General features: G+C 67.5%; 22 protein-coding genes. 11 read left to right on the top strand and 11 right to left on the bottom strand.

Features of this window, described 5'->3' with window-relative positions; translation table 11 throughout:
* Positions 1 to 6: 6 nt before the first annotated feature.
* The 6 genes from ACP7A3_RS00830 to ACP7A3_RS00805 form a co-directional block, all read right to left on the bottom strand.
* Positions 7 to 636, bottom strand: coding sequence for a glutathione S-transferase family protein (locus tag ACP7A3_RS00830; RefSeq protein WP_426254617.1), 630 nt, complete (start codon positions 634 to 636; stop codon positions 7 to 9).
* Complete coding sequence (locus ACP7A3_RS00825) at positions 633 to 1,469, bottom strand: class I SAM-dependent methyltransferase (protein WP_426254616.1); 837 nt, start codon at positions 1,467 to 1,469, stop codon at positions 633 to 635. Before ACP7A3_RS00825 ends, ACP7A3_RS00830 begins: the two co-directional genes overlap by 4 nt.
* 379 nt (positions 1,470 to 1,848) lie before the next feature.
* Complete coding sequence (recA, locus tag ACP7A3_RS00820) at positions 1,849 to 2,922, bottom strand: recombinase RecA (protein ID WP_017978889.1); 1,074 nt, start codon at positions 2,920 to 2,922, stop codon at positions 1,849 to 1,851.
* Positions 2,923 to 3,258: 336 nt separating this feature from the next.
* On the bottom strand, positions 3,259 to 4,089 hold the full coding sequence (locus ACP7A3_RS00815; RefSeq protein ID WP_426254615.1) for a 4-(cytidine 5'-diphospho)-2-C-methyl-D-erythritol kinase: 831 nt from the start codon (positions 4,087 to 4,089) through the stop codon (positions 3,259 to 3,261).
* Positions 4,086 to 5,708, bottom strand: coding sequence for a tetratricopeptide repeat protein (locus ACP7A3_RS00810; RefSeq protein ID WP_426254614.1), 1,623 nt, complete (start codon positions 5,706 to 5,708; stop codon positions 4,086 to 4,088). The genes ACP7A3_RS00815 and ACP7A3_RS00810 overlap by 4 nt, the downstream gene beginning before the upstream one ends.
* Positions 5,680 to 7,332: an electron transfer flavoprotein-ubiquinone oxidoreductase gene (locus ACP7A3_RS00805; RefSeq protein ID WP_426254613.1), complete on the bottom strand. Its 1,653-nt coding sequence runs from the start codon at positions 7,330 to 7,332 to the stop codon at positions 5,680 to 5,682. The genes ACP7A3_RS00810 and ACP7A3_RS00805 overlap by 29 nt, the downstream gene beginning before the upstream one ends.
* Before the next feature lie 135 nt (positions 7,333 to 7,467).
* Between ACP7A3_RS00805 and ACP7A3_RS00800 the strand changes: the two genes are divergently transcribed.
* The 4 genes from ACP7A3_RS00800 (at position 7,468) to ACP7A3_RS00785 (ending at position 14,400) form a co-directional block, all read left to right on the top strand.
* The gene (locus tag ACP7A3_RS00800; protein ID WP_017978893.1) at positions 7,468 to 8,202 is read left to right on the top strand and encodes a uracil-DNA glycosylase; all 735 of its coding nucleotides are present in this window, start codon (positions 7,468 to 7,470) and stop codon (positions 8,200 to 8,202) included.
* A 35-nt stretch (positions 8,203 to 8,237) separates the two neighbouring features.
* Complete coding sequence (locus tag ACP7A3_RS00795) at positions 8,238 to 10,043, top strand: lytic transglycosylase domain-containing protein (protein WP_426254947.1); 1,806 nt, start codon at positions 8,238 to 8,240, stop codon at positions 10,041 to 10,043.
* A 646-nt stretch (positions 10,044 to 10,689) separates the two neighbouring features.
* Positions 10,690 to 12,279 carry a long-chain fatty acid--CoA ligase gene (locus ACP7A3_RS00790; RefSeq protein ID WP_426254612.1) on the top strand — a complete coding sequence of 530 codons (1,590 nt, stop codon included), beginning with the start codon at positions 10,690 to 10,692 and terminating at the stop codon, positions 12,277 to 12,279.
* Between the two features lie 348 nt (positions 12,280 to 12,627).
* Entirely contained in the window at positions 12,628 to 14,400 is a 1,773-nt protein-coding gene (locus tag ACP7A3_RS00785) for a cation:proton antiporter (RefSeq protein ID WP_017978896.1), read from the top strand.
* 2 nt (positions 14,401 to 14,402) lie between these two features.
* On the opposite strand, the gene ACP7A3_RS00780 is transcribed toward ACP7A3_RS00785, so the two are convergent.
* The gene (locus ACP7A3_RS00780; protein ID WP_241891533.1) at positions 14,403 to 14,837 is read right to left on the bottom strand and encodes a DUF488 family protein; all 435 of its coding nucleotides are present in this window, start codon (positions 14,835 to 14,837) and stop codon (positions 14,403 to 14,405) included.
* Positions 14,838 to 14,865: 28 nt separating this feature from the next.
* On the opposite strand from ACP7A3_RS00780, the gene ACP7A3_RS00775 reads away from it, so the two are divergent.
* Together ACP7A3_RS00775 and trmFO are read left to right on the top strand one after the other, a co-directional pair.
* A complete protein-coding gene (locus tag ACP7A3_RS00775) occupies positions 14,866 to 15,282 on the top strand; it encodes a hypothetical protein (protein ID WP_294213027.1) in 417 nt (138 codons plus the stop codon).
* A 21-nt stretch (positions 15,283 to 15,303) separates the two neighbouring features.
* Positions 15,304 to 16,671 carry a methylenetetrahydrofolate--tRNA-(uracil(54)-C(5))-methyltransferase (FADH(2)-oxidizing) TrmFO gene (gene trmFO, locus ACP7A3_RS00770; RefSeq protein ID WP_426254611.1) on the top strand — a complete coding sequence of 456 codons (1,368 nt, stop codon included), beginning with the start codon at positions 15,304 to 15,306 and terminating at the stop codon, positions 16,669 to 16,671.
* Here trmFO and ACP7A3_RS00765 read toward each other — a convergent pair.
* A complete protein-coding gene (locus ACP7A3_RS00765) occupies positions 16,604 to 17,074 on the bottom strand; it encodes an EF-hand domain-containing protein (protein WP_426254610.1) in 471 nt (156 codons plus the stop codon). The two genes, trmFO and ACP7A3_RS00765, sit on opposite strands and share 68 nt — an antisense overlap.
* Before the next feature lie 58 nt (positions 17,075 to 17,132).
* The gene (locus tag ACP7A3_RS00760) at positions 17,133 to 17,789 is read right to left on the bottom strand and encodes a squalene/phytoene synthase family protein (protein ID WP_426254609.1); all 657 of its coding nucleotides are present in this window, start codon (positions 17,787 to 17,789) and stop codon (positions 17,133 to 17,135) included.
* A gap of 200 nt (positions 17,790 to 17,989) precedes the next feature.
* Here ACP7A3_RS00760 and ACP7A3_RS00755 point away from each other — a divergent pair, with 200 nt between their 5' ends.
* Genes ACP7A3_RS00755 through ACP7A3_RS00745 form a run of 3 tightly spaced genes read left to right on the top strand, consistent with a single transcriptional unit; the run spans position 17,990 to position 21,227 of the window.
* On the top strand, positions 17,990 to 19,891 hold the full coding sequence (locus ACP7A3_RS00755) for a pilus assembly protein TadG-related protein (protein ID WP_426257125.1): 1,902 nt from the start codon (positions 17,990 to 17,992) through the stop codon (positions 19,889 to 19,891).
* Positions 19,888 to 20,517: a TadE/TadG family type IV pilus assembly protein gene (locus ACP7A3_RS00750; protein WP_426254607.1), complete on the top strand. Its 630-nt coding sequence runs from the start codon at positions 19,888 to 19,890 to the stop codon at positions 20,515 to 20,517. The genes ACP7A3_RS00755 and ACP7A3_RS00750 overlap by 4 nt, the downstream gene beginning before the upstream one ends.
* Positions 20,508 to 21,227, top strand: a complete 720-nt coding sequence (locus ACP7A3_RS00745; RefSeq protein WP_426254606.1) for a TadE/TadG family type IV pilus assembly protein — start codon at positions 20,508 to 20,510, stop codon at positions 21,225 to 21,227. The genes ACP7A3_RS00750 and ACP7A3_RS00745 overlap by 10 nt, the downstream gene beginning before the upstream one ends.
* 42 nt (positions 21,228 to 21,269) lie before the next feature.
* Here ACP7A3_RS00745 and ACP7A3_RS00740 read toward each other — a convergent pair whose 3' ends face one another.
* Together ACP7A3_RS00740 and pdhA are read right to left on the bottom strand one after the other, a co-directional pair.
* Positions 21,270 to 22,673: a pyruvate dehydrogenase complex E1 component subunit beta gene (locus tag ACP7A3_RS00740; protein WP_017978904.1), complete on the bottom strand. Its 1,404-nt coding sequence runs from the start codon at positions 22,671 to 22,673 to the stop codon at positions 21,270 to 21,272.
* 1 nt (position 22,674) lies between these two features.
* Complete coding sequence (gene pdhA / locus ACP7A3_RS00735; protein ID WP_017978905.1) at positions 22,675 to 23,715, bottom strand: pyruvate dehydrogenase (acetyl-transferring) E1 component subunit alpha; 1,041 nt, start codon at positions 23,713 to 23,715, stop codon at positions 22,675 to 22,677.
* A 295-nt stretch (positions 23,716 to 24,010) separates the two neighbouring features.
* On the opposite strand from pdhA, the gene ACP7A3_RS00730 reads away from it, so the two are divergent.
* Together ACP7A3_RS00730 and cysK are read left to right on the top strand one after the other, a co-directional pair.
* Entirely contained in the window at positions 24,011 to 25,366 is a 1,356-nt protein-coding gene (locus ACP7A3_RS00730; RefSeq protein ID WP_426254605.1) for an MFS transporter, read from the top strand.
* Positions 25,363 to 26,283 (top strand): cysteine synthase A, encoded by a 921-nt coding sequence (gene cysK, locus ACP7A3_RS00725; RefSeq protein ID WP_017978907.1) that lies wholly within the window; start codon positions 25,363 to 25,365, stop codon positions 26,281 to 26,283. Before ACP7A3_RS00730 ends, cysK begins: the two co-directional genes overlap by 4 nt.
* Positions 26,284 to 26,493 lie beyond the last annotated feature (210 nt).

Here is a 26,493-nt window from a genome sequence, read left to right as displayed (position 1 = left end):
CCGGGATCAGGCGTAGGCGTAGGGCCCGCCCTGCGCCAGCGCGGCCTGGTAGGCCGGGCGGGCATGCACCTTTTCCAGCCAGGCGATCGTCGCCGGGCGTGCGGTATCGAGGCCGGCGCGGCTGCGCGCGGCTTCCAGCGGGAAGCTCATCATGATGTCGGCGGCGGTCATCGCGTCGCCGGCGAACCACGGGCGCTGCTTCAGCTCCGATTCGACATAGTCGAGATGGACGTCGATCATCGGCTTGATGCGCTTCATTGCCGGCTTTCCCATCAGGGGCACCTTGCTGAGGACGAGCTTCAGCAGCAGCGGCGGCATCAGCGAGCCTTCGGCATAATGAAGCCAGAAGCGGTAGCGGAGCGCCGAATCGCGGTGCGCGGGCGCGCCCAGACGGCCGTCCGCCTTCTCGACCAGATATTCGACGATCGCACCGGTTTCGGCGATGACGTGGCCGCCGTCCGTATCCTCGATGACGGGCGACTTGCCCAAGGGGTGGACCTGCTTCAGCTCGGGCGGCGCGAGCATCGTCGTCTTGTTCCGCTCGTAGCGCTTGACCTGATAGGGCAGGCCCAGTTCCTCGAGCATCCACAGCACGCGCTGCGACCGGCTGTTTTCGAGATGGTGGACGATGATCATGGCTGTTCCCCTGTTGCGGTCGCGCGCCAGATCCAGGCGGAGGCCGGGAGCGCGACGATGCCGTCGGCTGTATAACGCTGCAATGCCGATTTGAGCCGATCGTCGAGCGATGGATCGGCGGCGTCCTTGAGCGCCGAGGCGAGCGGGCCGATGTGGTGGAAGAAATCGGCAGCATCGGCGACCGGATCGGGGCCGGCCCCGGCGATATAGGCAAAGTCGATGCGGGTGGCGCTGTCGACTGTCCAGCCCGCCTGGGTCAGGATCGCGGCGGTGGCGGTCCGGTCGGCGAACCCGAAGGGTCCGGGGGCGTAGCCTTCGGAGGGCTGTGGGCGGGTGCCGGTGACCTGCTCGATCAGATCGGACGCCCAGACATTGTCGCTGCGGTCGCGGAAGCAGGAGAAGACGAGGCGGGCGCCCGGCGCGGCTGCAGCGTGGAGCGTAGTGAAGGCGGCGACGGGATCGGCGAAGAACATGACGCCGTGGCGCGAGACGATGAGGTCGGCGGGTGGGAGTTGCGGGGCCATCGCAATGGCATCGCCATGATGGAAGGTGACGGTGCCACGGTCGCCGGCGCGGGTGCGCGCCATCCGGATCAGGTCGGCGGACAGGTCCAGGCCGGTCACGGTGGCGTCGGGGCGGGCGTCGGCGAGCGCGAGACTGGTGTTGCCGGCGCCGCAGCCGATGTCGATCGCGCGGAAGGGGCCGGCGGGAGCGGCGCTGCGGATCGCGGCGTCGAGATGCGGGGACAGGTTGGCGAAGGAACGGTCGGTGCGCTGCCATTCGGCGGCCCAGGTGCGGCCGACGCGGCCGGTCCAGTCTGCGGCGGTGGTCATGGGGTGGGTCCGGTTGTGATGGGGTGGGCGCACGTCTGCCCCTTGCTCCGCGTCACCCAGGACGTGTTCCGGGGTCCACCCAGCCGCGGGGGCGAGGCCTGAGCCTCCAACCTTTCCCGTGCCGCACGGTGGACCCCGGAACAAGTCCGGGGTGACGTGGTGAATGCGGATCGGACAGGAACGACACCCGCCACGCCCATCCGGCTGCGTGCAAGGCGTGAGGAGGGATACTGATTACGCCCCCAATCCATTTTCCGCCAAAACGAGCGTGGAAGTGGACGAAGTGGAGGATACGTCATCGTCCGGAGCACCTCCATGCGAAAGGGGCCCGCCGTTGCCGGCGAGCCCCCTCGTAGCATCCGATCGGATGGCGCAGCGATCACAGATCGTCGTCGGCTTCCGGGCCGGCCATCATTTCCTCGGCGACCTTCTCGGTGCGCTGGCGGATCGCCTTTTCGAGGCGGTCGGCCATTTCGGGGTTTTCGCGCAGGTAATTCTTGGCGTTCTCACGCCCCTGCCCGATCCGCACCGAATCATAGGAGAACCAGCTGCCCGACTTTTCGACGAGGCCCGCCTTCACGCCGAGGTCGAGGATCTCGCCGATCTTCGAAATGCCCTCGCCGTACATGATGTCGAATTCGACCTGCTTGAACGGCGGCGCGACCTTGTTCTTCACCACCTTCACGCGCGTGGTGTTGCCGGTGACTTCCTCGCGATCCTTGATCGCGCCGGTGCGGCGGATGTCGAGGCGGACGGAGGCGTAGAATTTCAGCGCGTTGCCGCCCGTCGTGGTTTCCGGGTTGCCGTACATCACGCCGATCTTCATGCGCAGCTGGTTGATGAAGATCACCATGCAGCGCGAGCGGCTGATCGAGCCGGTGAGCTTGCGCAGCGACTGCGACATCAGGCGCGCCTGCAGGCCGACGTGGCTGTCGCCCATCTCGCCCTCGATTTCGGCGCGGGGGACCAGCGCGGCGACCGAATCGACCACCAACACGTCGATCGCGTTCGAGCGGACGAGCGTGTCGGTGATTTCGAGCGCCTGTTCGCCGGTGTCGGGCTGCGACACGATCAGTTCGTCGATGTTGACGCCCAGCTTCTTGGCATAGACGGGATCGAGCGCATGTTCGGCGTCGACGAAGGCAGCGGTGCCGCCGTTCTTCTGCGCTTCGGCGATGACATGCAGCGCGAGCGTCGTCTTGCCCGACGATTCAGGGCCATAGACTTCGATCACGCGGCCGCGCGGCAGGCCGCCGACGCCGAGCGCAATGTCGAGGCCGAGGCTGCCGGTCGAGATCGCCTCGACCTGCATCGTTTCCTTCTGACCGAGCTTCATCGCGCTGCCCTTGCCGAAGGCGCGGTCAATCTGCGCGAGAGCGGCGTCGAGCGCCTTTTGACGATCTGCGTTTGCGGTTGCCATGCCGGTGTCGATCACTTTCAGATTGGCGGCCATCGGGAGGGTTCCTCGCTAGAGCAAGCGCGCGGCATGAGCAACGCGTCTGTTCTGTATGTACGATGTTTGTTCCATAAGAACAAGAGGGGAACTTTGGTTCTGGGCCATAAGGTTGGTGGATATGGTTCGCGCGAAGACGCGAAGACGCGAAGAGGTTTTGCGCGCGGAGGCGCGGAGGACGCGGAGGGGTTGCGCTTGTGCCAGCGGCGGCTTTTCGCAGCCTTTGGCGTCACCCCAGCGGAGGCTTGCGTCTTTCTCGGCGATGGTGGCGCGCTGTAAACATAAGATCCCAGCCTGCGCTGGGATGACGGTTGGAGAGCGGGAGGGATAGCCCTTTTAGGTAAGGGTCGTGGCGAGGGTCCACCAGCCTTTGGCTGCGGCCGCGTCGCGGGCGGTGTCTCGTGCCGCTTCGTCCGCGAACAGGGCGAAGCAGGTGGCGCCGCTGCCGGACATGCGCGCCAGATGGACGCCATCTGCTCCTTCGAGGAGCGACAGGACGTCGGCGATCTCTGGGGCGAGTGCGAGCGCGGCGGGTTGCAGGTCGTTGCGGCCGGCGATGGCGCGGGTGAGGAGGTCGCCCTCCCCGGCGATACCGCCGCGGTCGGTGCCGTCCCAGCGGGCGAAGACCGCGGCGGTGCTGACCGCGACGCCGGGGTTGACGAGCAGCAGCGGCGTGCCGGCGAGGCCGGCGATGGGGATCAGCGCCTCGCCCTTGCCCGTGCCCAGGGTGGTGCGGCCATCAAGGCAGGCGGGCACGTCGGCGCCGAGCGTTTCGGCGAGGACGAACAGGCGCGGGTCCTGCCGGGCGATAGCGTGGAGCCGGGCGAGCGCGCGCAGCGTCGCGGCGGCGTCGGCCGATCCGCCGCCTATCCCTGAGGCGATGGGGAGATGCTTGTCGAGCGTGATCGCGTGATGCCCGGCGATGCCGAACGTCTCGCGGAAGGCGCCGGCGGCCTTTTCCACGAGGTTCGGGCCGGATGCCGTCTCGAGCGCCGCGGCGAACGGGCCGGTGATGGCGAAGCTATCGGTGTCTGCGGGTACGACGGTCACCGTGTCGCCATCGGCCGCGAAGGCGAACAGCGTTTCCAGCTCGTGATAGCCGTCCGGCCGGCGATGGCGGACGTGGAGCGCAAGGTTGATCTTGGCGGGGGCAGCTTCGACGATCATCGGGCGGGCGGGCCTTGTGCAATCCGGGTGGCGAGCGCCGCGGCATCCTGGGCCGGAGCGGTCAACGCCGCGGCGCGCCACGCGTAGCGGGCTTCGTAGCGGCGGCCCAGCGCCCAATAGACGTCGCCGAGATGTTCGGCGATTTCGGCATTCGTCGGCTCCGCCTCGGCGGCGCGCTCGATCAGCGGCAGCGCGCGCGCGGTGTCGCCATTGATGAACAGCGCCCAGCCAAGCGAATCGGCGATCGAGGCATCGTCGGGCTTGGCGGCGTGCGCGCGTTGCAGCATCGCGATCGAGGCGGGAACGTCGACGCGGCGTTCGGCCTGCGCATAGCCGAGGTAGTTGAGCGCGAGCGGCTCGGCGGGCGCGAGCGCCACCGCCTTTTGCAGCGCGGCGCGGGCGGTGGGCCAATCGCCCGCCTGCTCCAGCGCGCCGCCATATTGCAGCCAGGCGTTCCACGCGGCGGGCTGCGCCTCGGCGATGCGGCGATACCAGCGGGCGGCTTCGGCGTTGTTGCCGGCGGTGGTGAGTTGGTCGGCGTAGAGCTGCCAGGCGGCGGGGCCGGCGTCGGCGCGCTCGGCGTCGCGGCGCGCGAGTGCCAGCGCGTCGGCGGTGCGATCGGCGCGGGCGAGGATCGATATGCGCGCCGCGATGGCGGTGGAGGCGAAGGGGCTGGACGCGGGCACGGCGTCGAGCGTCGCCAGCGCCTGATCGGTCGCATCCTCCCCCGCCAGCGCCTGGGCGAGCAGCAGGCGGGCGCGATCGTTGGCGGGCGAGGCGATGAGCGCAGTGCGGGTGAGCGCGATCGACAGCGGCGCGACGTCCTGATCGACGAGGTCGCCGGCGACGCGGGCGAGGAGGCGCGAGACGCCATAAGCGAGCGTCGGCTTGGCGGGGGAACCCTGACGGAGGGCGGCGAGCGCGGGGTCGTCACCGGCGAGCAGCGCGCGCGCTTCGTCGGGATGGCCGGTGCCGAACAGCAATTGCGCGGCAGACAGGCGCAGATCGACGGGCGATCCGGTTTCGCGGAGCGCCTGCACCCCGCGCAGGCCGCCCTGCACGTCGCCCATCGCGATCTGGAGCAAGGCCGCAGTCTCGGCCGCGAGGCGCTGGGCGACGGGCGTGCTGCCGACATTGGCGGCGACGATCGGGCCGCTCGGATTTCCGCCGCGGCTGTAGGCGATCCACGCCCGAAGCGCCGGGACCATCACCGACAGCGGCGTGCGGGCGAGCGCCTGTGTGGCGGCCTCGGCGCCTGCCGCATCGTTGCGCGCGGCGGCGAGCGCGAGGGGGAGCAGCGCGAGGTCGGCAGGGGCGCCGGGCTGATTGCGCAGCACCGCGGCGGCGCGCGTGGCGAGCGGGATATCGCCGGCCGCGAGCGCTTCGCGATACGCCCTTAGCGCCACCGTCGTATCGGTCGGCCGGGCGGCGAGCGCGCGGGCATAGCCGGCGATCGCCGTCGCCACATCACCGTCAGCATCGGCGACGCGGGCCTGCATATAGTCCGCGACCGGATCGGCGCGGCGTGCCGCATCGGCCTGAGCCGGCGCGGCGACCGCGATGCTCAGAACCGATGCGAGGAACAGACGCTTACATATTGGGATAATTGGGGCCTCCACCGCCCTCTGGCACCACCCAGTTGATGTTCTGCGTGGGGTCCTTGATGTCGCACGTCTTGCAGTGGACGCAATTCTGCGCGTTGATGACGAACTTGGGATCGCCCGTCTCCTGCCCGACGATCTCGTAAACGCCGGCCGGGCAATAGCGTTGCGCGGGCTCGTCGTAGAGCGGCAGATCGTATTCGACAGGGACGTTGGGGTCCTTCAGCGTCAAATGGATAGGCTGGTCCTCCTCGTGGTTGGTGTTCGACAGGAACACCGACGACAGGCGGTCGAAGGTCAGGACGCCATCGGGCTTCGGGTAGACCGGAGCCTTCACCAGATCCTTACGCCACAGCGTCTCGTGATCGGGGTGATGCTTCAGGGTGAAGGGCATCTTGAGGCCGAAATGTTCGAGCCACATCGTGATGCCGGCGAGGCCCGACCCCAGGAAATCGCCGAACTTCTTGACCAGCGGCACGACGTTGCGGACGATCGACAGCTCCTTCTTCACCCAGCTGTGCTCGAACGCTTCGGGGTAGGCGGCCAGTTCGTCATGCTGACGCTGCGACAGGATCGCGTCGGCCGCGGCTTCGGCAGCCATCATGCCGCTCTTCATCGCGGTATGCGTGCCCTTGATGCGCGGCACGTTGAGGAAGCCGGCGCTGTCGCCGATCAGCGCGCCGCCTGGGAAGACGAGCTTCGGGATCGACTGGAGCCCGCCGTCGCTGATCGCGCGCGCGCCGTAGCTGACGCGCTTGGCGCCCTTCAGGATCGCGGCGATCTCCGGATGGGTCTTCCACTTCTGCATCTCCTGGAAGGGCGAGATGTAGGGGTTGGAATAGTTGAGCCAGGTGACGAAGCCGAGGCTGACCTGGCCGTTCGCCTGATGGTACAGCCAGCCACCGCCATTGGCGTCGTCGCCCAGGGGCCAGCCCTGCGTGTGGATGACGCGGCCGGGCTGATGGAGCTCCGGGTCGATATCCCACAATTCCTTGACGCCCAGGCCATAGACCTGCGGGTCGCTATCCTTCGCAAGCTCGAAGGTACGGATCACTTCCTTTGTGAGGTGTCCGCGGCAACCCTCTGCGAAGAAGGTATATTTGGCGTGGAGTTCGAGGCCGGGCTGATAATCGGGCTTGTGCGTGCCGTCGCGCGCGACGCCCATGTCTCCGGTCGCGACGCCCATCACCCGGCCCTGATCGTCGAACAGGATTTCGGCGGCGGCGAAGCCGGGGAAGATTTCGACGCCGAGTTCCTCGGCCTTGCCCGCGAGCCAGCGGCACAGGTTGCCGAGGCTGCCGGTATAGGTGCCCTTGTTGTGCAGGAAGGGCGGCGTCAGCGCGTGCGGCAGGATCGACTTCTTCTTTTCCGTCAGCACCCAGTGGAGGTTTTCGGTTACCGGCACTTCGGCGAGCGGGCAGTCCTGGCGCCAGTCGGGCAGCAGTTCGTCGAGGCTGCGCGGATCGATCACCGCCCCCGAAAGAATATGCGCGCCGACTTCCGAGCCCTTTTCGAGCACGCAGACGCTGAGGTCCGCGCCCTTTTCGGCCGCCACCTGTTTGAACCGGATCGCCGCCGACAGGCCCGCCGGGCCGGCGCCGACGATCACCACGTCGTAAGGCATCGATTCACGCTGGGTCATCTTCAATCCACTCCCGGATACGGTTGCGGTTGTCGGCGCCGGGGGATAGCGGTCAGGCGCAGGCCGACAACGTCTCGTCTCTGAACCGCGATCGGACAAGTTGACGAAAACGTCAACCTACAGAAAGAGAGAAACGTGGGGGCCGATCAGCATCACAGTTGGAATGAGAGCCTCGCGAGCGCGCTCGACTGGTGGCAGGAGGCGGGCGTCGACACGCTCGTCGAGGCGGATCCGCGCGACTGGCTGACCCAGCCGATGGTCGCGCCGGTCTTCGCGCGGGCGCCCTCCCCCGCCGCGCCGGTGGAGCTGGCCCCGGCGATGCCCGCCGAACTGGCCGACTTCATCGCATGGCGCGGCGGCGATGCCGTGCCCGAAGTGGCATGGCGCGGCGTGTCGATCGCGGCGACCGGCCCGGCGGATGCCGCGGTGATGGTGCTGGTCGATTGCCCCGACAAGGACGACGATGCCGCCGGCATACTGATGAGCGGCGAGACGGGGCGGCTGTTCGACCGCATGCTCGCCGCGATCGGCCTGTCGCGCGAGACGATCCACCTAGCCTCGGTGTGCGCGAAGCGGCCCGTGGCGGGGCGGATGCCGCGCGAGGTGGAAACGCAACTGGCCGATATCGCCAAGCACCACATCGGCCTCGTCGCGCCGAAACGGCTGCTGCTGATGGGCAATGCGGCGAGCCGTGCGATTTTGGGGGCGGAAATGCCCGGGACGCGCGGGTCTTTACACGCGTTTAACCATAGACGGGGAAAGACAGGCGTGGTCGCCAGCTTTCATCCGCGCTTCCTGATCGAGAAGCCCGCGGCGAAGGCCGAGGCCTGGAAGGACCTGCAATTGCTGATGGGGAATTTGTCCGCATGACCCGTATGCTGGCGCCAGGACTAGCGGCACTGGGGATGGCCGCGATCGTCGCGCTGACCGTGCCGCAGGCCGCTTCCGCCGCCGAGCCCGGTACATCCGCAGGCGGCGACGCCCGGATCACCGCCGCCAGCCGCAACGATCGCATTCCCGACCAGCTGGATAGCGCGCAGCGCGAGGGGTATCGCGCCGTGTTCCAAGCGATCCGCGACGGCCGCTGGCAGGATGCGCAGATGGGCCTCGACGCGATGAAGCCGGGTCCGCTCCACGCCATCGCCCGCGCCGAACTCTATACCGCCAAGGGATCGCCCAAGGTCGAATTGGAGCCGCTGGTCGCGCTGCTCAACGAAGCGCCCGAGCTGCCCGAAGCCGCCGATCTGGCACGGCTGGCCAAGGTACGCGGCGCGAGCGAGCTGCCGCCGCTGCCCGTCGCGCAACGACTGATCTGGCAGGATGGCGCGCCGCGTCGCGTCCGCGCCAAGACGACCCGCAGCGACGAAATCGCCGCGGAGCTGGCGGTGAAGATGCAGCCCTATATCAAGGGCGATCAGGGCGCCGAGGCGCAGGTGCTGCTCGAATCGACCCCGGGCCTGACGCCCGAGGCGCAGACCGAATGGCAGGCGAAGATCGCCTGGATGTATTTCCTGACCGGCGACGACCTGAACACGCGGGCGATGGCGACGAAGGCCGCGAACGGCGTGGGCGACTGGGCGGTGCAGGGTCGCTGGATGGGGGCGCTGTCGGCGTGGCGGCAGAACGACTGCGCCGCAGCGGGCACCGGCTTCGAAGGCGTCGCCGCGCGTGCGACCGACGTCGACCTGCGTGCCGCCGCGCTCTATTGGGCATCGCGCGCCGACATGGTGTGCGGACGACCCGACAAGGTGCAGCCGCGCCTGCAGAATGCCGCGCAATATTCCGAAAGCTTCTATGGCCAGCTGGCGCGACAGGCGCTGCTGATCCGCGACAAGGGCCGACCGCAGACGCAGGTGGTCGCCGCCGACTGGGCGCGGCTCGACAAGCGGCCCAACCTCCGCGTCGCCGCCGCGCTGACCGAGATCGGCGAAACCGACCTGGCCGACAGCGTCGTGCGCCAGCAGGCGCGGATCGGCGATCCGTCCGAGTTCGGCAGCCTAGTGCGCGTGGCGGAAGCGCTGAGCCTGCCGGCCACCACCGTGTGGCTGGCGCATAACTGCCCGCAGGGCGTCGTCGCCGCCGCCGAGGCACGCTATCCAACGCCGAACTGGACGCCGACCAGCGGCTGGCGCGTCGACAAGGCGCTGGTCTATGCCCATACGCTGGAGGAAAGCGGCTTCCGCAACAAGGTCGTCAGCCCCGCCGGCGCCTATGGCCTGATGCAGATCATGCCCGCCGCCGCGACCGATTACATGCGCGAGAGCGGCTATACCGTCGACAAAAGCGCGCTGACCAAGCCGGCGACGAATATGGACATCGGCCAGCGCCATCTGGAGCGGCTGCGCGACATGGCGGGCGTGACGGGCGGGCTGCTGCCCAAGGTGATCGCCGCCTATAACGCGGGTCCGCGCCCGGTGGGCGACTGGAATGCGATCGTCCACGATAACGGCGATCCGCTGCTCTATATCGAGAGCATCCCCTATTGGGAGACGCGCGGATACGTGACCACCGTGCTGCGCAATTACTGGATGTATGAGGCGCAGGGCGGTCGCAAGGCGTCGGTGAGCCGGTCTGCGCTGGCACAGGGCATGTGGCCGCGCTTTCCCGGCCTGCCGGGCGCCGCGGCGGTGCGGATGAACGCACGGCCCGCGACGGCGATCGCGGTGAACGGGCGCGTGTCGCCGCAGTCGACGACGGTGTCGGGGAATTAGGGGCGTCCAAATCCTCCCCCGCAAGGGGGAGGTGGCGCAGCGTTAGCGGTGACGGAGGGGGCGGTGAGCGGTGCGTTCAGTAAGGGCGCGTGCCGTGCCCTCCCCCTCCACCATTCGGCTGGCGCCGAACGGTCCCCCCCCCTAGCGGGGGAGGAATTGCCCCCTTCGCGACCTTCGGCTGATCGACGATGACGGTAACCGGGCGTGTGTCATCGCGATCGGCGGTGGTCCCTGAGAATCAAGCTCCTCCAAGTCCTCCCCCGCCAGGGGGAGGTGGCGCCGCGAAGCGGTGACGGAGGGGGCGGTACGCGGTGCGCTCGGTTAGGGAGTATGTCGTTCCCGTCCCTCCATTCGACTGATGCCGTACGGTCCCCCGGACCGGGTCAGACTTGCGATGCCTTGGCCGCGGCTATGCCCCGTCACCTCTGCCTAGGCGGGCATCCCGCTTTGAAAAACGGTCTTAGCGGGACCCCGGATCAAGTCCGGGGTGACGGAGAGGCGTGGCAATCAGCCGCCCCTGCCAGCCTCCCCCACCCGCCGCCGGCAATTCTTCGTCACATCGGCCATCTTGCCCTCGCTCCTGTCTCGGGTATGGTCCGCTTCGGCAAGAGGCGCACGGATGTGCACGGACTGAGAGGAGCCACGGATGCTGGGCGGCATGCAGGATTTCGAACTCAGGGTATCGACGCTGCTCGATCACGCGGCGAGCGAACATCCCACGCGCGAAATCGTGACGCATTGGGCGGACGGCAGCCAGACGCGGACCGACTGGCAGGGCGTCGCGCGCGATTCGCGGCGGTTGGCGCGGGCGCTGGAACGGCTGGGCATGCGCGCGGGTGACCGGATCGCGACGCTGGCGATGAACCATGCACACCACCTGATCGCCTGGTACGGCACGATCGGCATGGGCGGCGTCGTCCATACGATCAACCCGCGGCTGTTCGACGACCAGCTGGTCTATATCGCCAACCATGCCGAGGACCGGGTGCTGTTCTACGATCGCGCCTTCCAGCCGATCGTCGACCGGCTGCGCGGGCAATGGCCGACGATCGAGCATTATGTGGTGATGGATGGCGACGGTCCGGACAGTTTCGCCGCGCTGATCGCCGCGGAAGACGACGACTATGCCTGGGCAACCGGATCGGAACGCGACCCGTGCATGCTCTGCTATACCAGCGGCACGACGGGTAACCCCAAGGGCGTGCTGTACGAACATCGCTCGACCGTGCTGCATGCGATGCTGGCGTCGTCGCCGGCGGTGCTGGGATTGTCGTCGGCCGACGTGCTGCTGCCGGTGGTGCCGCTGTTCCATGCCGCCGCCTGGGGCACGCCGTTCGCGGCGCCGATGGCGGGGACGAAGCTGGTCTTCTCCGCGGTCAACGACCCCAAGGTGCTGTGCAGCCTGATGAACGAGGAGCGCGTGACGATATCGTCGGGCGTGCCGACAGTGTGGCTGGCGATGTTCGCTTATGCCGATGCGACCGGCGAGAGCCCGCGCCATCTGCGCATGGCGACGATCGGCGGGTCCGCGGCGCCGCGCGCCATGATCGCGCGGCTGATGGGCATGGGCGTCGACGTCAAGCATCTATGGGGCATGACCGAAACCTCGCCCGTCGCGACCGCCGCGGCGCCGCCGCCCGACTGGAACGACTGGTCGGAGGATGCGAAGCTCGACGTGCTGACCAAGCAGGGCCGCATCCCCTATGGCGTCGAACTGGCGGTGATCGATGACGAGGGGCGGCACCTGCCGCGCGACGGCACCAGCGCCGGTCGGCTGCACATCCGCGGGCCGTGGGTGGTGAAACGCTATTACGGTGCGGAGACGGATGCGATCGACGCGGACGGCTGGTTCGACACCGGCGACGTCGCGGTGCTGCATCCGGACGGCACGATGCAGATCACCGATCGGTCGAAGGACGTGATCAAGTCGGGTGGCGAATGGATCAGCTCGGTCGAGCTGGAAAATGCCGCGGTCGGCTGTCCGGGCGTGGCCGAGGCGGCGGCGATCGGCATCGCGCATCCGAAGTGGGACGAACGCCCGCTGCTGGTGGTGGTCCGCAAGCCGGGCAGCGAGGTGAGCGAGCGCGAGATCGTCGAGCATCTGAAGGGCGCGGTGGCGAAATGGTGGCTGCCCGACGCGGTGGTGTTCGTCGACAGCCTGCCGCACACTGCGACGGGCAAGCTGCTGAAGACGGCGCTGCGGGAGCAGTTCAAGGATTTCAAGCTGGCGGCGTGAGACGCCCTCCCCGTCATCCCGGCGAATGCCGGGATCGATGGAGCTGGGCGGCCGACGATGCGCGCTACCCCGGCGTCATCGTGTCCATGGATCCCGGCGTTCGCCGGGATGACGAATGAGGGGGAGTGGCCTCCTGCCCTCCCCCAACCGTCATTCCCGCGAAGGCGGGAATCCATAACCGCTGACGGCAGCGATGGAGCCGCACGGCCAGCCAGTCTGGATTCCCGCCTTCGCGGGAATGACGGCTTTCTTGCGAGGGGCGCAGCGCGGGAATGACGATATGTTGCCAGAGGGTAGAAACGCCATCGAGGGGCTGACAAATGGCCTAAGGTCCCTACAGTCGCCCTCATGGCGATCGGACTGGATAATGCGGGGTTCAGCGACGCGCTGGTGATCCTGGGGGCGGCGGGGCTTGTGATCCCTGCCTTTGCGCGATTTCGGGTGAGCCCCGTCATCGGCTTCATTCTGGTGGGGATGCTGGTCGGGCCGTTCGGGCTGGGACAGCTGACCACACAGGCGCCGTGGCTCTATTATCTCACCATATCCAACCCGCATTCGATCGAACCGTTCGCGGAATTCGGCATCATCCTGCTGCTGTTCTCGATCGGGCTGGAGCTGTCGTTCAAGCGGCTGTGGGCGATGCGCGCGCAGGTGTTCGGCACCGGGCCGGCCGAGCTGATCGGATCGGCGGTGCTGATCGCGATCGCGGTGCATCTGCTGGGGCAGGATTGGGCGGGCGCGGCGGGGCTGGGCCTCGCGCTGGCACTATCGTCGACCGCGCTCGTGCTGCCGCTGGTGGGGACGACGAGCCCAGTCGGGCGCGGCGCGTTCGCGATGCTCTTGTTCGAGGATCTGGCGCTGGTCCCGATCATCTTTGCCCTCGGCGCGATGGCGCCGACCGCGAGCGACGAAGGCTGGGTCGGCATCGCCGGCGTCGCGCTGCGCGGGGCGGCGACGGTGGTCGTGATGTACCTTGGCGGGCGGCTGGTGCTGCCGCGCTTGTTCGCGCAGGCGGCGCGGACGAAGAGCCCGGAGCTGTTCCTCGCGGCATCGCTGCTGGTCGTCATCGTCGCCAGCGTCGCGACGACCGCGGCGGGGCTGTCGCCGATCGTCGGCGCGCTGCTCGCCGGGCTGCTGATCGCCGAGACGGAATATCACACCGAGGTCGAGGTGATGACCGCGCCGTTCAAGGGGCTGGCGCTCGGTGTGTTCCTGATCACCGTCGGCATGAGCGTGAACCTGCGCGAGGTGCTCGACAATTGGCCGGCGCTGCTGACCGCGGTCGTGGCGGTGGTGGGGGTGAAGGCGGTGGTCACCTTCCTACTGCTGCGCGTCGCGCAGACCGGGCGTGGGATCGCCGCCGAAACGGGGCTGCTGATGGGCAGCCCGTCGGAGACAACACTGATCGTGCTCGCCACCGCGGCGCAGGCGCAGCTGATCCTGCCCTCCACCGCCGCCTTCTGGCAGACCGTCACCGCGATCGGCCTGACGATCACGCCCTTGCTCGCCAAGGCGGGGCAGCGCCTGTCGCGCGGCATCGATCGCGCGCCGATCGACGCGGGACCGATCGACGATGGCGAGGGGCCGGGGACGGTGGTGATCGGCTTCGGGCGCGTCGGGCGGATGGTTGCGGACATGCTGAAGATCCACGGCCAGCGCTATCTCGCGGTGGATGCCGACATTGACAATGTCGCCGATGCGCGGCGGGCGGGGCATCCGGTGCTGTTCGGCGACGTCGCGCGCGCCGAGCTGATCGACCGGCTGGACCTCGCCCGCGCGCGCGCGCTCATCCTGACGATGGACGATCCGGTGCTGACCGTGCGGCTGGCGCGGCGCATGCGCGCGCTTGCCCCCGAGCTGCCGATCATCGCCCGCGCGCGCGATCCGCAGCATGCGGCGGAATTGTACCGCGCCGGTGTGACCGATGCGGTGCCGGAAACGCTCGAAAGCTCGCTGCAATTGTCGGAGGCGGTGCTGGTCGATCTGGGCGTCGCGATGGGCCCGGTGATCGCCTCGATCCACGAAAAGCGCGACGAACTGCGCCAGTCGATCAAGGCCGAAGCGGAGATCGACCGCGAACCGCGCATACGGCGGGTGAAACGGCTGCGGGAGGCGACGTAGCCTCAAGCGTACAAATCGACCACCTCTACCCCCTCGCCCACCGCGTCCAGCAGCAGTTTGCGGTGGCAGTGGGTCGGTTCGCGTTCGTAGCAGAGGAGGGCGCTGGGCGTGTCCTGGGCGAGGTCGAGCATCTGAGCTGCCGCTGCCTGGGCCTCGGGGAGCGCGAGCTGGTGGTCGTAGACGGCGGTGAGGGTTGCGACGTCGCCCTTCTTGGCGGCGTCGCGGCCGCGCTTGGGGGTGCCGAGCGCTTTCAGGTGGACATAGTCGATGCCGGCCTCTTTCAGGCTGGCGGCGAGCGAGGATTTGGAGAAGCCGGGGCGGCGGGATAGCGGCAAAGCGCGGACGTCGATGACGCGCTTGACCCCCGCCTTGGTGAGCGCGGCGAGGAAGTCGGCCATAGTGGTCGCTTCGTAGCCGATGGTGTAGATCGTCGTCATCGTGAAGACATGGGATGGAAGCACGCCGATGCAATCCAGATCATTCACCGAAGGACGTGCGATCGGTTGGATCGCCGCGGCGTTGGCGGCGGGGCCTGTCTACGCCATGATCGTGCTGGGGTCTGCCTTGGTGCGAGCCAATGCACAGATGCCTGTGGGGCTTGTTTTCATTTTGCCGCTTGCCGTGTGTCTCGGCCTCGTCTTGGCGGCAGCGCCGATCGGCATGATGATCGTCATCGGCGGTTGGCTGGGCGCACGCTGGGCCATCTGGCGGCGCCCGGTCATCTGGTGGGCGGTCGGCGGCGTCGGCGGGACCTTGGCCGGTCCGCTGCTCGACGTCACCCGGCTGGGAAACCTTGCGGCCGGGGCGATCGCGGGGGCGTTGGTTGCGGCCATCGCACGGCGCTACGTGCGATGGCGCGACCCGGTTGTCCTACAGGGGTGATGCCGCCTAGAGGCATGACGCATGACTCATGACATCCATATCGTCGGCGGCGGGCTCGCCGGATCGGAAGCGGCGTGGCAGCTGGCCGAGGCGGGGTTCCGCGTGCGCCTATCCGAGATGCGCGGCAGCGGCGAGCGCACGCCGGCGCACCAGACCGATGGCCTGGCCGAACTCGTCTGTTCGAACAGCTTCCGGTCCGACGATGCGGAGGCGAATGCGGTGGGGCTGCTGCATCAGGAGATGCGGCGGCTGGGATCGCTGATCATGGCCCAGGCCGATGCGCATCGCGTGCCGGCGGGGTCGGCGCTGGCGGTGGATCGCGACGGCTATTCGGATGGAGTGACGCAGGCGCTTGCCCATCATCCCAACGTCACTTTGGTGCGCGAGCGAGTGGATGCCTTGCCGGACGGGCCGGCGATCCTGGCGACCGGGCCGCTGACCGCGGCGTCTCTGGCACAGGAGATCGGCGGGGCAACGGGGGCGGAGGCGCTGGCGTTCTTCGACGCGCTCGCCCCGATCGTCCACTTCGACACGATCGACATGGATATCGCGTGGAAGGCGTCGCGCTGGGACAAGGGCGAGGCGGATTACATCAACTGCCCGATGGACAAGGAGCAGTATCTCGCCTTCCACGCCGCGCTGCTGGCAGGCGAGAAGACCGAGTTTAAGGAATGGGAGAAGGACACGCCGTACTTCGACGGCTGCATGCCGATCGAGGTAATGGCGGAACGCGGGATCGATACGCTGCGCTATGGGCCGATGAAGCCGGTGGGCCTCGACAATCCGCGCACCGGGCGCTGGCCTTATGCCGTCGTGCAGCTGCGCCAGGACAATCGACAGGGCACGTTGTGGAATATTGTCGGCTTCCAGACCAAGCTGAAGCATGCCGAGCAGGTGCGATTGTTCCGGACGATCCCGGGCTTGCAGAACGCCGAGTTCGCGCGGCTGGGCGGCCTGCACCGCAACACCTTCATCCGCTCGCCCGAACTGCTGGATGAGACGCTGCGGCTGAAGAATCGGCCGAACCTGCGCTTCGCCGGGCAGATCACGGGGTGCGAGGGCTATATCGAGAGCGCGGCGATCGGCCTGCTCGCCGGGCGCTTCGCCGCGGCCGAATTGCGGGGCGAGACGCTCAGCCCCCCGCCGGTGACGACCGCGCTCGGCGCGCTGCTTGGGCATATCACCGGCGGGGCGGAGGCGGAGACGTATCAGCCGATGAACGTCAATTTCGGGCTAATGCCGCCGATCCCCGGCCGCACCAAGAAGGCGGATCGCAAGCGGATGTACACCGACCGCGCGCGCGCCGCGTTCGAACCGTGGCTCAGCTCTCTTCCGACGGAGCCTGCTGCGGCGGCGGACATTTCGCGCGAGACGGTGCCTTCCGCTTGACGGCGGTGGTGGCGAATTCGGCTGCGGTCATCGCGCCGGAGGCGTCCTTGTCGGCGGTGGCGAATTTGGTCGTCGCCTTAATCGCCCATTCGTCGAAGCTGAGCCGGCCGTCGCCGTTGGTGTCGAGCTTGGCGAAGGCCTTGCGGCGGGCGGCGAGATATTCGTCGCGGGTGATGCGTCCGTCGCGATCCTTGTCGTAGCGGTTGAAGCGTTTCTGTTCGCGCGTGGCGGGTGCGGCCTCCGGAACGGGCGCGTCTTCGGCGTCGGTGGTGGTCTGCGCGGCGGCCTGCTGGACGAGCGGTTGCGCGGGTAGCAGGTCGGGCTGACCGCGATGCGCGGCGATCAGCACCCCTGCCCCGACCGCCGCCGCCAACGCTCCGCCACCCGCCAGATATCGCCACATCGCCCGCCCTCCCGATTGCGGCGGGAGGCTATCATGCGATGCAGCGCAGGCAATGCCGCTATCGCCCGGTGAAGCGGAAGCGCGCGACGCGCCACGCCTTGCCGAGCGGCGTGCCCCCCTCCAACTCGAGCGATGCGAGCAGCGCGAGCACGCCGACGGCTCGCGCGGGCGACGGCCATGTCGCGGTGAAGGCTTGGGAAAGCGTGGCGCGGGCCTGCGCCGACGCATGATCGGCCAGCGCGGCGACGGTAAGATGGCGGGCGAGATCGGCATAGGCCCAGCCCTGCCCCGCGATCAGTAGCGCAGCCGGCTCGGCGCCCAGCAATCGTCCTGCCAGCACGAACAGCGTGCCCCCGCGCGAGTCGGCATGCCGCACCAGCGCCTGATCATTGAGCGGATCGGTGACGACCAGCTCTTCCCAGCCGTCCGTCATCGCCGCGAGCGCCGCCCCGCTCACGCCCCGCGGCAGCAGCAGGCGTGCGATGTCCTGGAGCAGGGGTTCGGCCGGGGGCGCGGCGGTGTCGAGCCGCTCCAGCGCATCGTGCCACCAGACGAGTCGCATCTGGCCAACCATCGGTTCGCGCGTCGTCCGGACGATTCCCGCGAGCCGATCGTCGAGATCGAACAGCGCGCGCAGCGCATCCCGCGCCGCATGCGGGGCGGCGGCGAGCATCAGTTCGCGATCGGGCGGCGGGGCGGCGGAAGGAGCGGGCATGGTGGATCGCTGCCCGTCCGCCCCGCGACTTGCAAGCCCCGCGTCCGCGTCGACTGGACGACGCGATAGGGCCAGACCGGACACGGCATTTACGTAATCGTCAGCATTAAGCGCTTAGAATATCAGTCGATTATGGACAGGGCTCGCGCGGCGTGACGATCGATCGGCAACTGACGGATACCCACGGCCAGCCTTCGTTCATGTCCCGCTTCGCCCGAGCGAAGGGCGGCAATACGCTCGCGATGCTCGCCGCTTTCCTGATCCCGATGTCCGCGCTCACCGGATCGGCGGTCGATTTCGGGCGCATGTATCTGGTGAAGGTGCGGTTGCAGCAGGCGTGCGACGCGGGCGCGCTGGCCGGTCGCAAGGCGATGGCCGACAGCAGCAGCAGTACGCTGGACGCGGCCGCGGCGGCGACGGCGAAGACGTTCTTCGCCAACAATTTTCCCAGCGGGATCATGGGGACGCCGGCCTATACCAGCGCGACCGTGCCCTTCACGCCGACCAAGACGAGCGACAATCAGGTCGCCGGCACCGCCTCCGTCCGGGTGCCGACGACGGTGATGAAGATGTTCGGCATGTCGGCGCGGACGATGACGGTGAACTGCGAAGCGCGCTTCGACGTCGCCGATTCGGACGTCATGTTCGTGCTCGACACGACCGGGTCGATGGCCTGCACGCCCGCCAACAGCTGCACGAACCAGACCAGTACCTACACCCGTCCCGATGGGACGACCGGTTATTATGCGGTCGAGGCGGATGGATCCAAGATTTCAGGCCTACGATCGGCGGTGCTCAGCTTCTACGACACGATGACGGCGAATGCGGATACGTCGACGCACGTGCGCTATGGCTTCGTCACCTATACGTCGACAGTCAATGCCGGGTTCGCGCTGCCATCGAGCGCGATCGTCGACAGTTGGACCTATCAGTCGCGGCGGATCGTCGGCGAAACCAACAATGGCGATGATACGTCGAGCACCAGCTACAATGTCTCGCAGAGAAACTGCAACAACCGCGCGACGGGACGTTCGCCGCAGAACGTAATCAACCCCGACGGATCGGTCGCGACGTACGTGTTCCGCGCCGACGGCACCGCGGAATATGTCACGTCGAGCTGGTCTAGTTATTCCGGCGGCACCTGCACCGTCACCACCGATCCCAAGATGCCGGTCTGGCAATATCAGCCGGTGTCGTATGACGTCAGCCAATTCAAGCTGGGCAATGCGGTGCCCGATCCCAGCAAGGTCACCGGGCAGACCGCCAAATGGCAGGGGTGCCTGGAGGAGCGCAATACCACCTACGGTGCGCTGAGCTTCGACCAGGGCAACCTGCCGCCCGACCTCGATCCCGATGCCGTCGCGGCCAGCGATGCGACGCGCTGGCGGCCGATGTGGCCGGAGGTCGTCTATTATCGCGGCTCGACGTCGAACCCCAATGCCGGCAATACCGCGCGGCCCTATTCGCCGACTTCGCCCTTCGTGTACGGCGACGTGTCGACCACGACGACCAACGCCACGGCGACCTGGACGTCGCTCGCCTACACCGCGAACCTGCGGGCGGCCTATGTGTCGTGCGGCAAGCCCGTGCGCCGGCTCGGCGTGATGACCCGCAGCGACGTGTCCGATTACGTCAACGCTGTCGATTTCAAGGCGCAGGGCGGCACCTATCACGACACGGGCATGATCTGGGGCACGCGGCTGCTGTCGCCGACCGGCCTGTTCGCGACCGATACCGCCGCCTGGCCGGGGCGTCAGGCGCCCAATCGGTATATCGTGTTCATGACCGACGGCGACATGGCGCCCAATCCGATGATCTACGGCATGTACGGGCTGCAAACTTATGACGGCCGGGTCGCGAGCACCGGTACGGATGCCAGCGGCCTGATCCCCTACCACAACGCGCGCTTCCTTGCGGAATGTACCGCGGCCAAGGCGCGCAACATCACCGTATTCGTCATCGGCTTCGGCCAGACGCTGACACCGCAGCTGACGCAATGCGCCTCGCCCGGCCAAGCCTTCTACGCCAGCGACAATGCGTCGCTCGACGCGGCCTTCCGCCGGATCGCGAATCAGGTGGCGCTGCTGCGGGTGTCGAAATGAGGATCGGCCGCGGGCTGCTGTCGCGGCTGAGCCGCGACCAGCGCGGTGTCACCCTCGTCGAATTCGCGATCATCTTTCCGGTGATGGCGCTGATGATGATGGGCCTCGGCGACATGCTGTACCAGATGTACGTCAAGCAGCTGCTGTACGGCGCGATCCAAAAGGCGGCGCGCGATTCGGGGATCCAGGGCGGCGCGCAGCAGACCGCGACCATCGACGCACGCGTGCTACAGATGATGACGGGCGTCATGGCGATGCCGACCGCGTCCTGCGCCACCACGCCGATGCCGGGAACCTATTGCTCGACGCGGCTCAGCTACGCGACGTTCAGCGCGGTCGGCCCCGAACCGTTCGAGGATACCAACGGCAACAACCAGCGCGATCCGGGCGAATGCTATCGCGACATCAACGGTAACGGCAGCTGGGATGCGGAGCCGGGCACGACCGGCCAAGGCGGCGCGAACGACGTGACGCTGTATCGGATCCGTATCACCTATCCGCGGATCTTTCCGGTCGCGCCGCTGATCGGCGCCTCGCCCTATCAGACGGTGACCGCCGAGACGCTGCTGAAGAACCAGCCCTATGCGACGCAGGCGGCGCCGACGGTGAATCGTCTATGCAATTGACCCCCCAATACCAGACCCTGTGGCGGCGGCTGGCGCGCAACCGCCGCGGCGTGGCGATGATCGAATTCGCCTTCGCCGGGCCGGTCGTGCTGGCGCTGGGCCTGTATGGCGCGGAGATGGGCAATCAGGCGCTGACGCATATGCGGATCAGCCAGATCACGCTCGCCCTCGCCGACAATGCCTCCCGCATGGGGCAGATGGGGGCGAACAACATCGAGCAGATGCGCGACGGGGACATGAACGACGTGCTGCAGGCGGCGCGGTTGCAGGGTGCGCCGCTGAAGCTCGGGACGTACGGCCGGGTCACGATCTCCAGCCTGGAATATATCCAGCAAAGCTATGACAGCGCGCGGGTGCAGCGCATCCACTGGCAGCGATGCATGGGGATGAAGCGCGGGCCGGGATATGAATCGAGCTATGGCACGACGTCGGCGACCGCCGGATCGACCGCGACGTCGTCGGACGCCGGCACCTTGGCCCCCAACGGCATGGGCGATCCCGGCCGCATGGTCAGCGCGCCCGCGGATACGGGCGTCATCTTCGTCGAGGTGAATTACCAGTATCAGCCGCTGGTCAGCGCGTGGCTCGCGAAGCCGTTCCGCATGCATTACGTCGCGTCGATGATCGTCCGCAACAATCGCGACTTCCGGCAGATCTACAATCCGCTCAATTCGGCCCAGCCGTCGACCTGCGACCTGTTCGCGGCGTAAGCGGTCGAAGGGGACGGCGCAGCCGCCCCCTTCCCGTCCGTATCAGACGATCTTCTTGACGGTCGCGACGATCTTGGCGGCGTCGATCAGCGCCTTCTTTTCGAGGTTCGCGGCATACGGCAGCGGCACGTCCTCGTTGGTGACGCGCAGCACCGGCGCGTCGAGGTCGTCGAAGCCCTGTTCCATCACCACCGCGGCGATCTCGCTGGCGATCGAGCAGGTCGGCCAGCCTTCCTCGACCACGACGAGGCGGTTGGTCTTGGCGAGGCTCTTCAGCACCGTCTTGGTGTCGAGCGGACGCAGCGTGCGCAGGTCGATGACCTCCGCCTCGACGCCGTCCTTCGCCAGCGTCTCGGCGGCTTCGAGCGCCAGGCCGACGCCGATCGAATAGCTGACGAGCGTGACGTGCTTGCCTTCGCGCATGATCCGCGCCTTGCCGATCGGCAGGACGTGATCGTCCAGCTTCGGCACGTCGAACGAGCGGCCGTACATCAGCTCGTTTTCGAGGAAGACGACGGGGTCTTCGCTGCGGATCGCGGCCTTCAGCAGGCCCTTGGCATCGGCCGCGTCATAGGGCGCGATGACGATCAGGCCGGGGACGGATGCGTACCACGGACCGTAGTTCTGGCTGTGCTGAGCGCCGACGCGGCTCGCTGCGCCGTTCGGACCGCGGAACACGATCGGGCAGCGCATCTGGCCGCCGGACATATAGTTGGTCTTGGCCGCCGAATTGATGATGTGGTCGATCGCCTGCATGGCGAAGTTGAACGTCATGAATTCGATGATCGGGCGCAGGCCGCCCATCGCCGCACCGGTGCCGACGCCGGCGAAGCCATATTCGGTGATCGGCGTGTCGATGACGCGCTTGTCGCCGAATTCGTCGAGCAGCCCTTGGGTGACTTTGTACGCGCCCTGATACTGGGCGACTTCCTCGCCCATCACGAACACGCGCTCGTCGCGGCGCATTTCCTCGGCCATCGCGTCGCGCAAAGCCTCGCGGACGGTGGTCTTCACCATCTCGGTGCCTTCAGGGATCGCCGGGTCCTGCTTGCCCTCGTTCTCGGCCGCTTCGAACATCTGGCGCGTGCCGGTCTCGACCTTTTCCTGCGCGGGGTGAGCCGAATCCTCGACCTTGTCCGCCGGCTTGGCCTCGTCCGCCTTGGGGCTGTCGCTCTTCGTCGTGGCGACCGAATCGGCGCTCTCGCCGTCTTCGAGCAGCACGGCGATGACTTCGCCGACCTTCACATTATCGGTGCCTTCGGCGACGACGATCTTGCCGATCGTGCCTTCGTCGACGGCTTCGAATTCCATCGTCGCCTTGTCGGTTTCGATCTCGGCCATGATGTCGCCGGACTTCACCGTGTCGCCTTCCTTGACGAGCCACTTGGCGAGCGTGCCCTCTTCCATCGTCGGCGACAGCGCCGGCATCTTAATCTCGATCGCCATCTCAGTAGGTCTCCACCAGCACGTCGGTATACAGCTCGGCCTCTTCGGGCTCGGGCGTGCTTTCGGCGAAATCGGCGGCTTCGTTCACGATCTTGCGGATATCCTGTTCGAGCGTCTTGAGATCGGCCTCGGTCACACCGTGGCCCTCAAGCAGCTTCTTGACGTGGTCAATGGGGTCGGACTTGTCGCGAACGCCCTGCACTTCCTCGCGGCTGCGATACTTGGCGGGGTCGGACATCGAGTGGCCGCGGTAGCGATAGGTCTTCATCTCGAGGATGACCGGCCCCTTGCCCGCGCGCACCCAGGCGAGCGCTTCCTCGGCGGCACCGCGGCAGGCGAGCACGTCCATGCCGTCGACCTGGATGCCGGGGATGCGGAAGCTTTCGCCGCGGCGATAGAGCTGGTCTTCCGACGAGGCGCGGTTGACGCTGGTGCCCATGGCGTATTGGTTGTTCTCGATCACGAAGATGATCGGGAGCTTCCACAGCTCCGCCATGTTGAAGCTTTCGTAGACCTGGCCCTGGTTGGCCGCGCCGTCACCGAAATAGGCGAGGCAGACGCCGCCGTCGTTGCTGTACTTGTGGCCGAAGGCGAGGCCGGTGCCGAGCGACACCTGCGCGCCGACGATGCCGTGGCCGCCGTAGAACTTATGTTCGGTCGAGAACATGTGCATCGAGCCGCCCTTGCCGCGGCTGATGCCGGCCGCACGGCCGGTCAGTTCGGCCATGATCACCTTGGGATCGATGCCATAGGCGAGCATGTGGCCGTGGTCGCGATAGCCGGTGATCACCGAATCCTTGTCGCCGTCCAGCGCAGACTGCAGGCCGACCGCGACCGCTTCCTGGCCGATGTACAGGTGGCAGAAGCCGCCGATGAAGCCCAAGCCATAGAGCTGGCCCGCCTTTTCCTCGAACCGGCGGATCAGCAGCATCTGCTTGTAGAAGTCGAGCAGTTGCTCCTTCGTCGCCTCGAACGGCTTGGGATCGGCGGGACGCTCGCGATTGCTGAGCGGTACGGCGGGAGGAGCAGGCGATTTGGCCACGTATTACCTCAACGGTCCTGGGGATGTGACCGAGCCTATAGGCCGGGTTCACGGGGAACATCAATTCCCTGGGGTAAGATGGCTGTGACGTAGCGTTTCTGGTGGCTTCTTTCGTCATCCCGGCGCACGCCGGGATCCACGGACACGCGACGCCCGCGATGGCGCGTCACCATCAGCCGCCCGCAACCATGGATCCCGGCGTGCGCCGGGATGACAAAGAGTGGGCAGAACACGAGGGGCACCAAAGCGCAACTATGTTGCCCTTCCCCTCGGCCCGCGCCAAAGCTCGTCCGACATGAGCACGCGCCCCGTCCATCCGTTCCGCATCGCCAACTTCCGCGCCTATTGGCTGTCGCGGTTCAGCGGGACGATCGCCGTATCCGCGATGTCGATCGTCATCGGCTGGCAGGTCTACAATCTGGCGCGTGTGACGATGGACGTGCGGCAGGCGGCATTCATGCTGGGCATGATCGGCTTTGCGCAATTCGTGCCGCTGTTCCTGCTGACCCCAGTCACGGGCCTGGTCGCCGACAGCGTCGACCGGCGCTGGATCGTCCGCAGCACGACGGCGCTGCTGGTCGCGACGGCGGGCATGCTGTGGTTCTTGACCTGGTCGGGGCACCTGACGCTCATCGCGCTGTTCGCGGCGGCGGTGGCGTTCGGGATCGCGCGCGCCTTTTCCGGACCCGCCTATTCGGCGCTCGCGCCCAATCTGGTGCCGCGCGAAAGCCTGCCGACCGCGATCGCGGTCAGCTCGATCGCGTGGCAGGTGGGAACGATCGCCGGGCCGAGCGTCGGCGGGCTGCTCTACGCCATCCACCCCGAGGTCGCGTACGGCGTCGCCACCGCGCTGTTCGCGGTCGCGCTGACCTTCATGTTCCTAATCGGCCCCGTGCCGCAGCCGCCGTCGCAGCCCGACCACCGGCCGCTGGCGCGAATCGCCGAGGGCTTTTCCTACGTCCGCCGCAACCGGCTGGTACAGGCGGCGATCACGCTCGACCTGTTTGCGGTGCTGCTCGCCGGTGCGACCTCGCTGTTGCCCGTCTATGCGCGCGACATCCTGCATGTCGGGTCGCAGGGGCTGGGCATGCTGGCCGCGGGCATGGGGATCGGCGCGGCGACCACCGCGATCTGGTTCTCGTTCAAGCCGATGAGCACCAATGTCGGCGTCAAGATGCTCGCCGCGGTCGTTGTGTTCGGCCTGTCCATCCTGACCTTCGGCATCGCGAGCCATGTCACGGGCGCGCTCGGCCTGGCGACGCGGACGGTTCAGCTCGGCGGACTCGCGGTCTTTGTCCACCCCGCCTTCCTGCTCAGCCTCGTCGCGCTGATCGTCGCGGGCGGCGCCGACATGGTGTCGGTCTACGTCCGCCAGTCGCTGATCCAGCTCCACACCCCCGATGCGATGCGCGGGCGGGTGAGCGCGGTGTCGCAGCTGACCATTTCGGCGTCCAACGAACTGGGCGAATTCGAGAGCGGGGTGATGGCCTCGCTGCTCGGCCCGGTGGGCGCGGTCGTGTTCGGCGGGTTGGGCGCGATCGGTGTGACCTTGCTGTGGGCGCGGCTGTTTCCGGAACTCGGCGCCGCGCGAACCTTTGACCCGCCAGAGATCCTGCAAACCGAACCTAGCCACGGAGACGCCAAGCCATGAAGGCCAACACCATCCTGGAAACGATCGGCAACACGCCGCACATCCGCGTGTCGAAGCTGTTCCCCGATTCGGAGGTCTGGATCAAATCGGAACGGTCGAACCCCGGCGGATCGATCAAGGACCGGATCGCGCTCGCCATGGTCGAGGCGGCGGAGGCGAACGGCGACCTGAAGCCCGGCGGCACGATCATCGAACCGACCAGCGGCAACACCGGCGTCGGCCTTGCCATGGTCGCGGCGGTGAAGGGCTATAAGCTGATCCTCGTCATGCCCGAATCGATGTCGCTGGAGCGGCGGCGGCTGATGCTCGCCTATGGCGCGACGTTCGACCTCACCCCGCGCGAGAAGGGCATGAAAGGCGCGATCGAGCGCGCGATCGAGCTGGTCCATGCGACGCCGGGTGCGTGGATGCCGCAGCAGTTCGAAAACGGGGCGAACGTCGACGTCCATGTTCGCACGACGGCGCAGGAAATCCTGAACGACTTCCGCGATTCGCCGATCGATGTGATCATCACCGGCGTCGGCACCGGCGGCCATATCACCGGCGTCGCCGAGACACTGAAGAAGGCATGGCCGAACCTGAAGGTCTTCGCGGTCGAGCCAGCGGCATCGCCGGTGATCGCGGGTGGCCAGCCGGGGCCACACCCGATCCAGGGCATCGGCGCGGGCTTCATCCCGCGCAACCTGCACACCCAGGCGCTGGACGGGGTGATCGAGGTGGATGCCGCGGTCGCCAAGGACATGGCGCGACGCTCGGCGCGCGAAGAGGGCATTCTGGTCGGTATTTCGTCGGGCGCGACACTGGCGGCGATCCTGCAGAAGCTGCCGGACTTGCCGGATAACGTGCGGGTGCTCGGGTTCAATTACGATACGGGCGAGCGCTATCTGTCGGTGCCGGATTTCTTGCCGGAGCAGTAAGCTCTCCCCGTTATTCCGCGCAGGCGGACATCCAGACTGGCTGGCCTGTCGGCAAGATCCGCCGCGGTAGCGTGTCTGGATCCCCGCGTTCGTGGGGATGACGGACAAGGGGGAGCCGGATTGCCTAATGCGGCAATCGCAACCACACACAGCCGTAATGACTTCGGCGAATCACGGCGGTGCGGCCCCCTACTCCCTTTGGCTGCGCCC

The sequence above is a fragment of the Sphingomonas sp. DC5200-1 genome, assembly GCF_049897245.1.
GTDB lineage: Bacteria > Pseudomonadota > Alphaproteobacteria > Sphingomonadales > Sphingomonadaceae > Sphingomonas > Sphingomonas aquatilis.
This window is presented reverse-complemented; position numbering and strand designations above follow the sequence as displayed.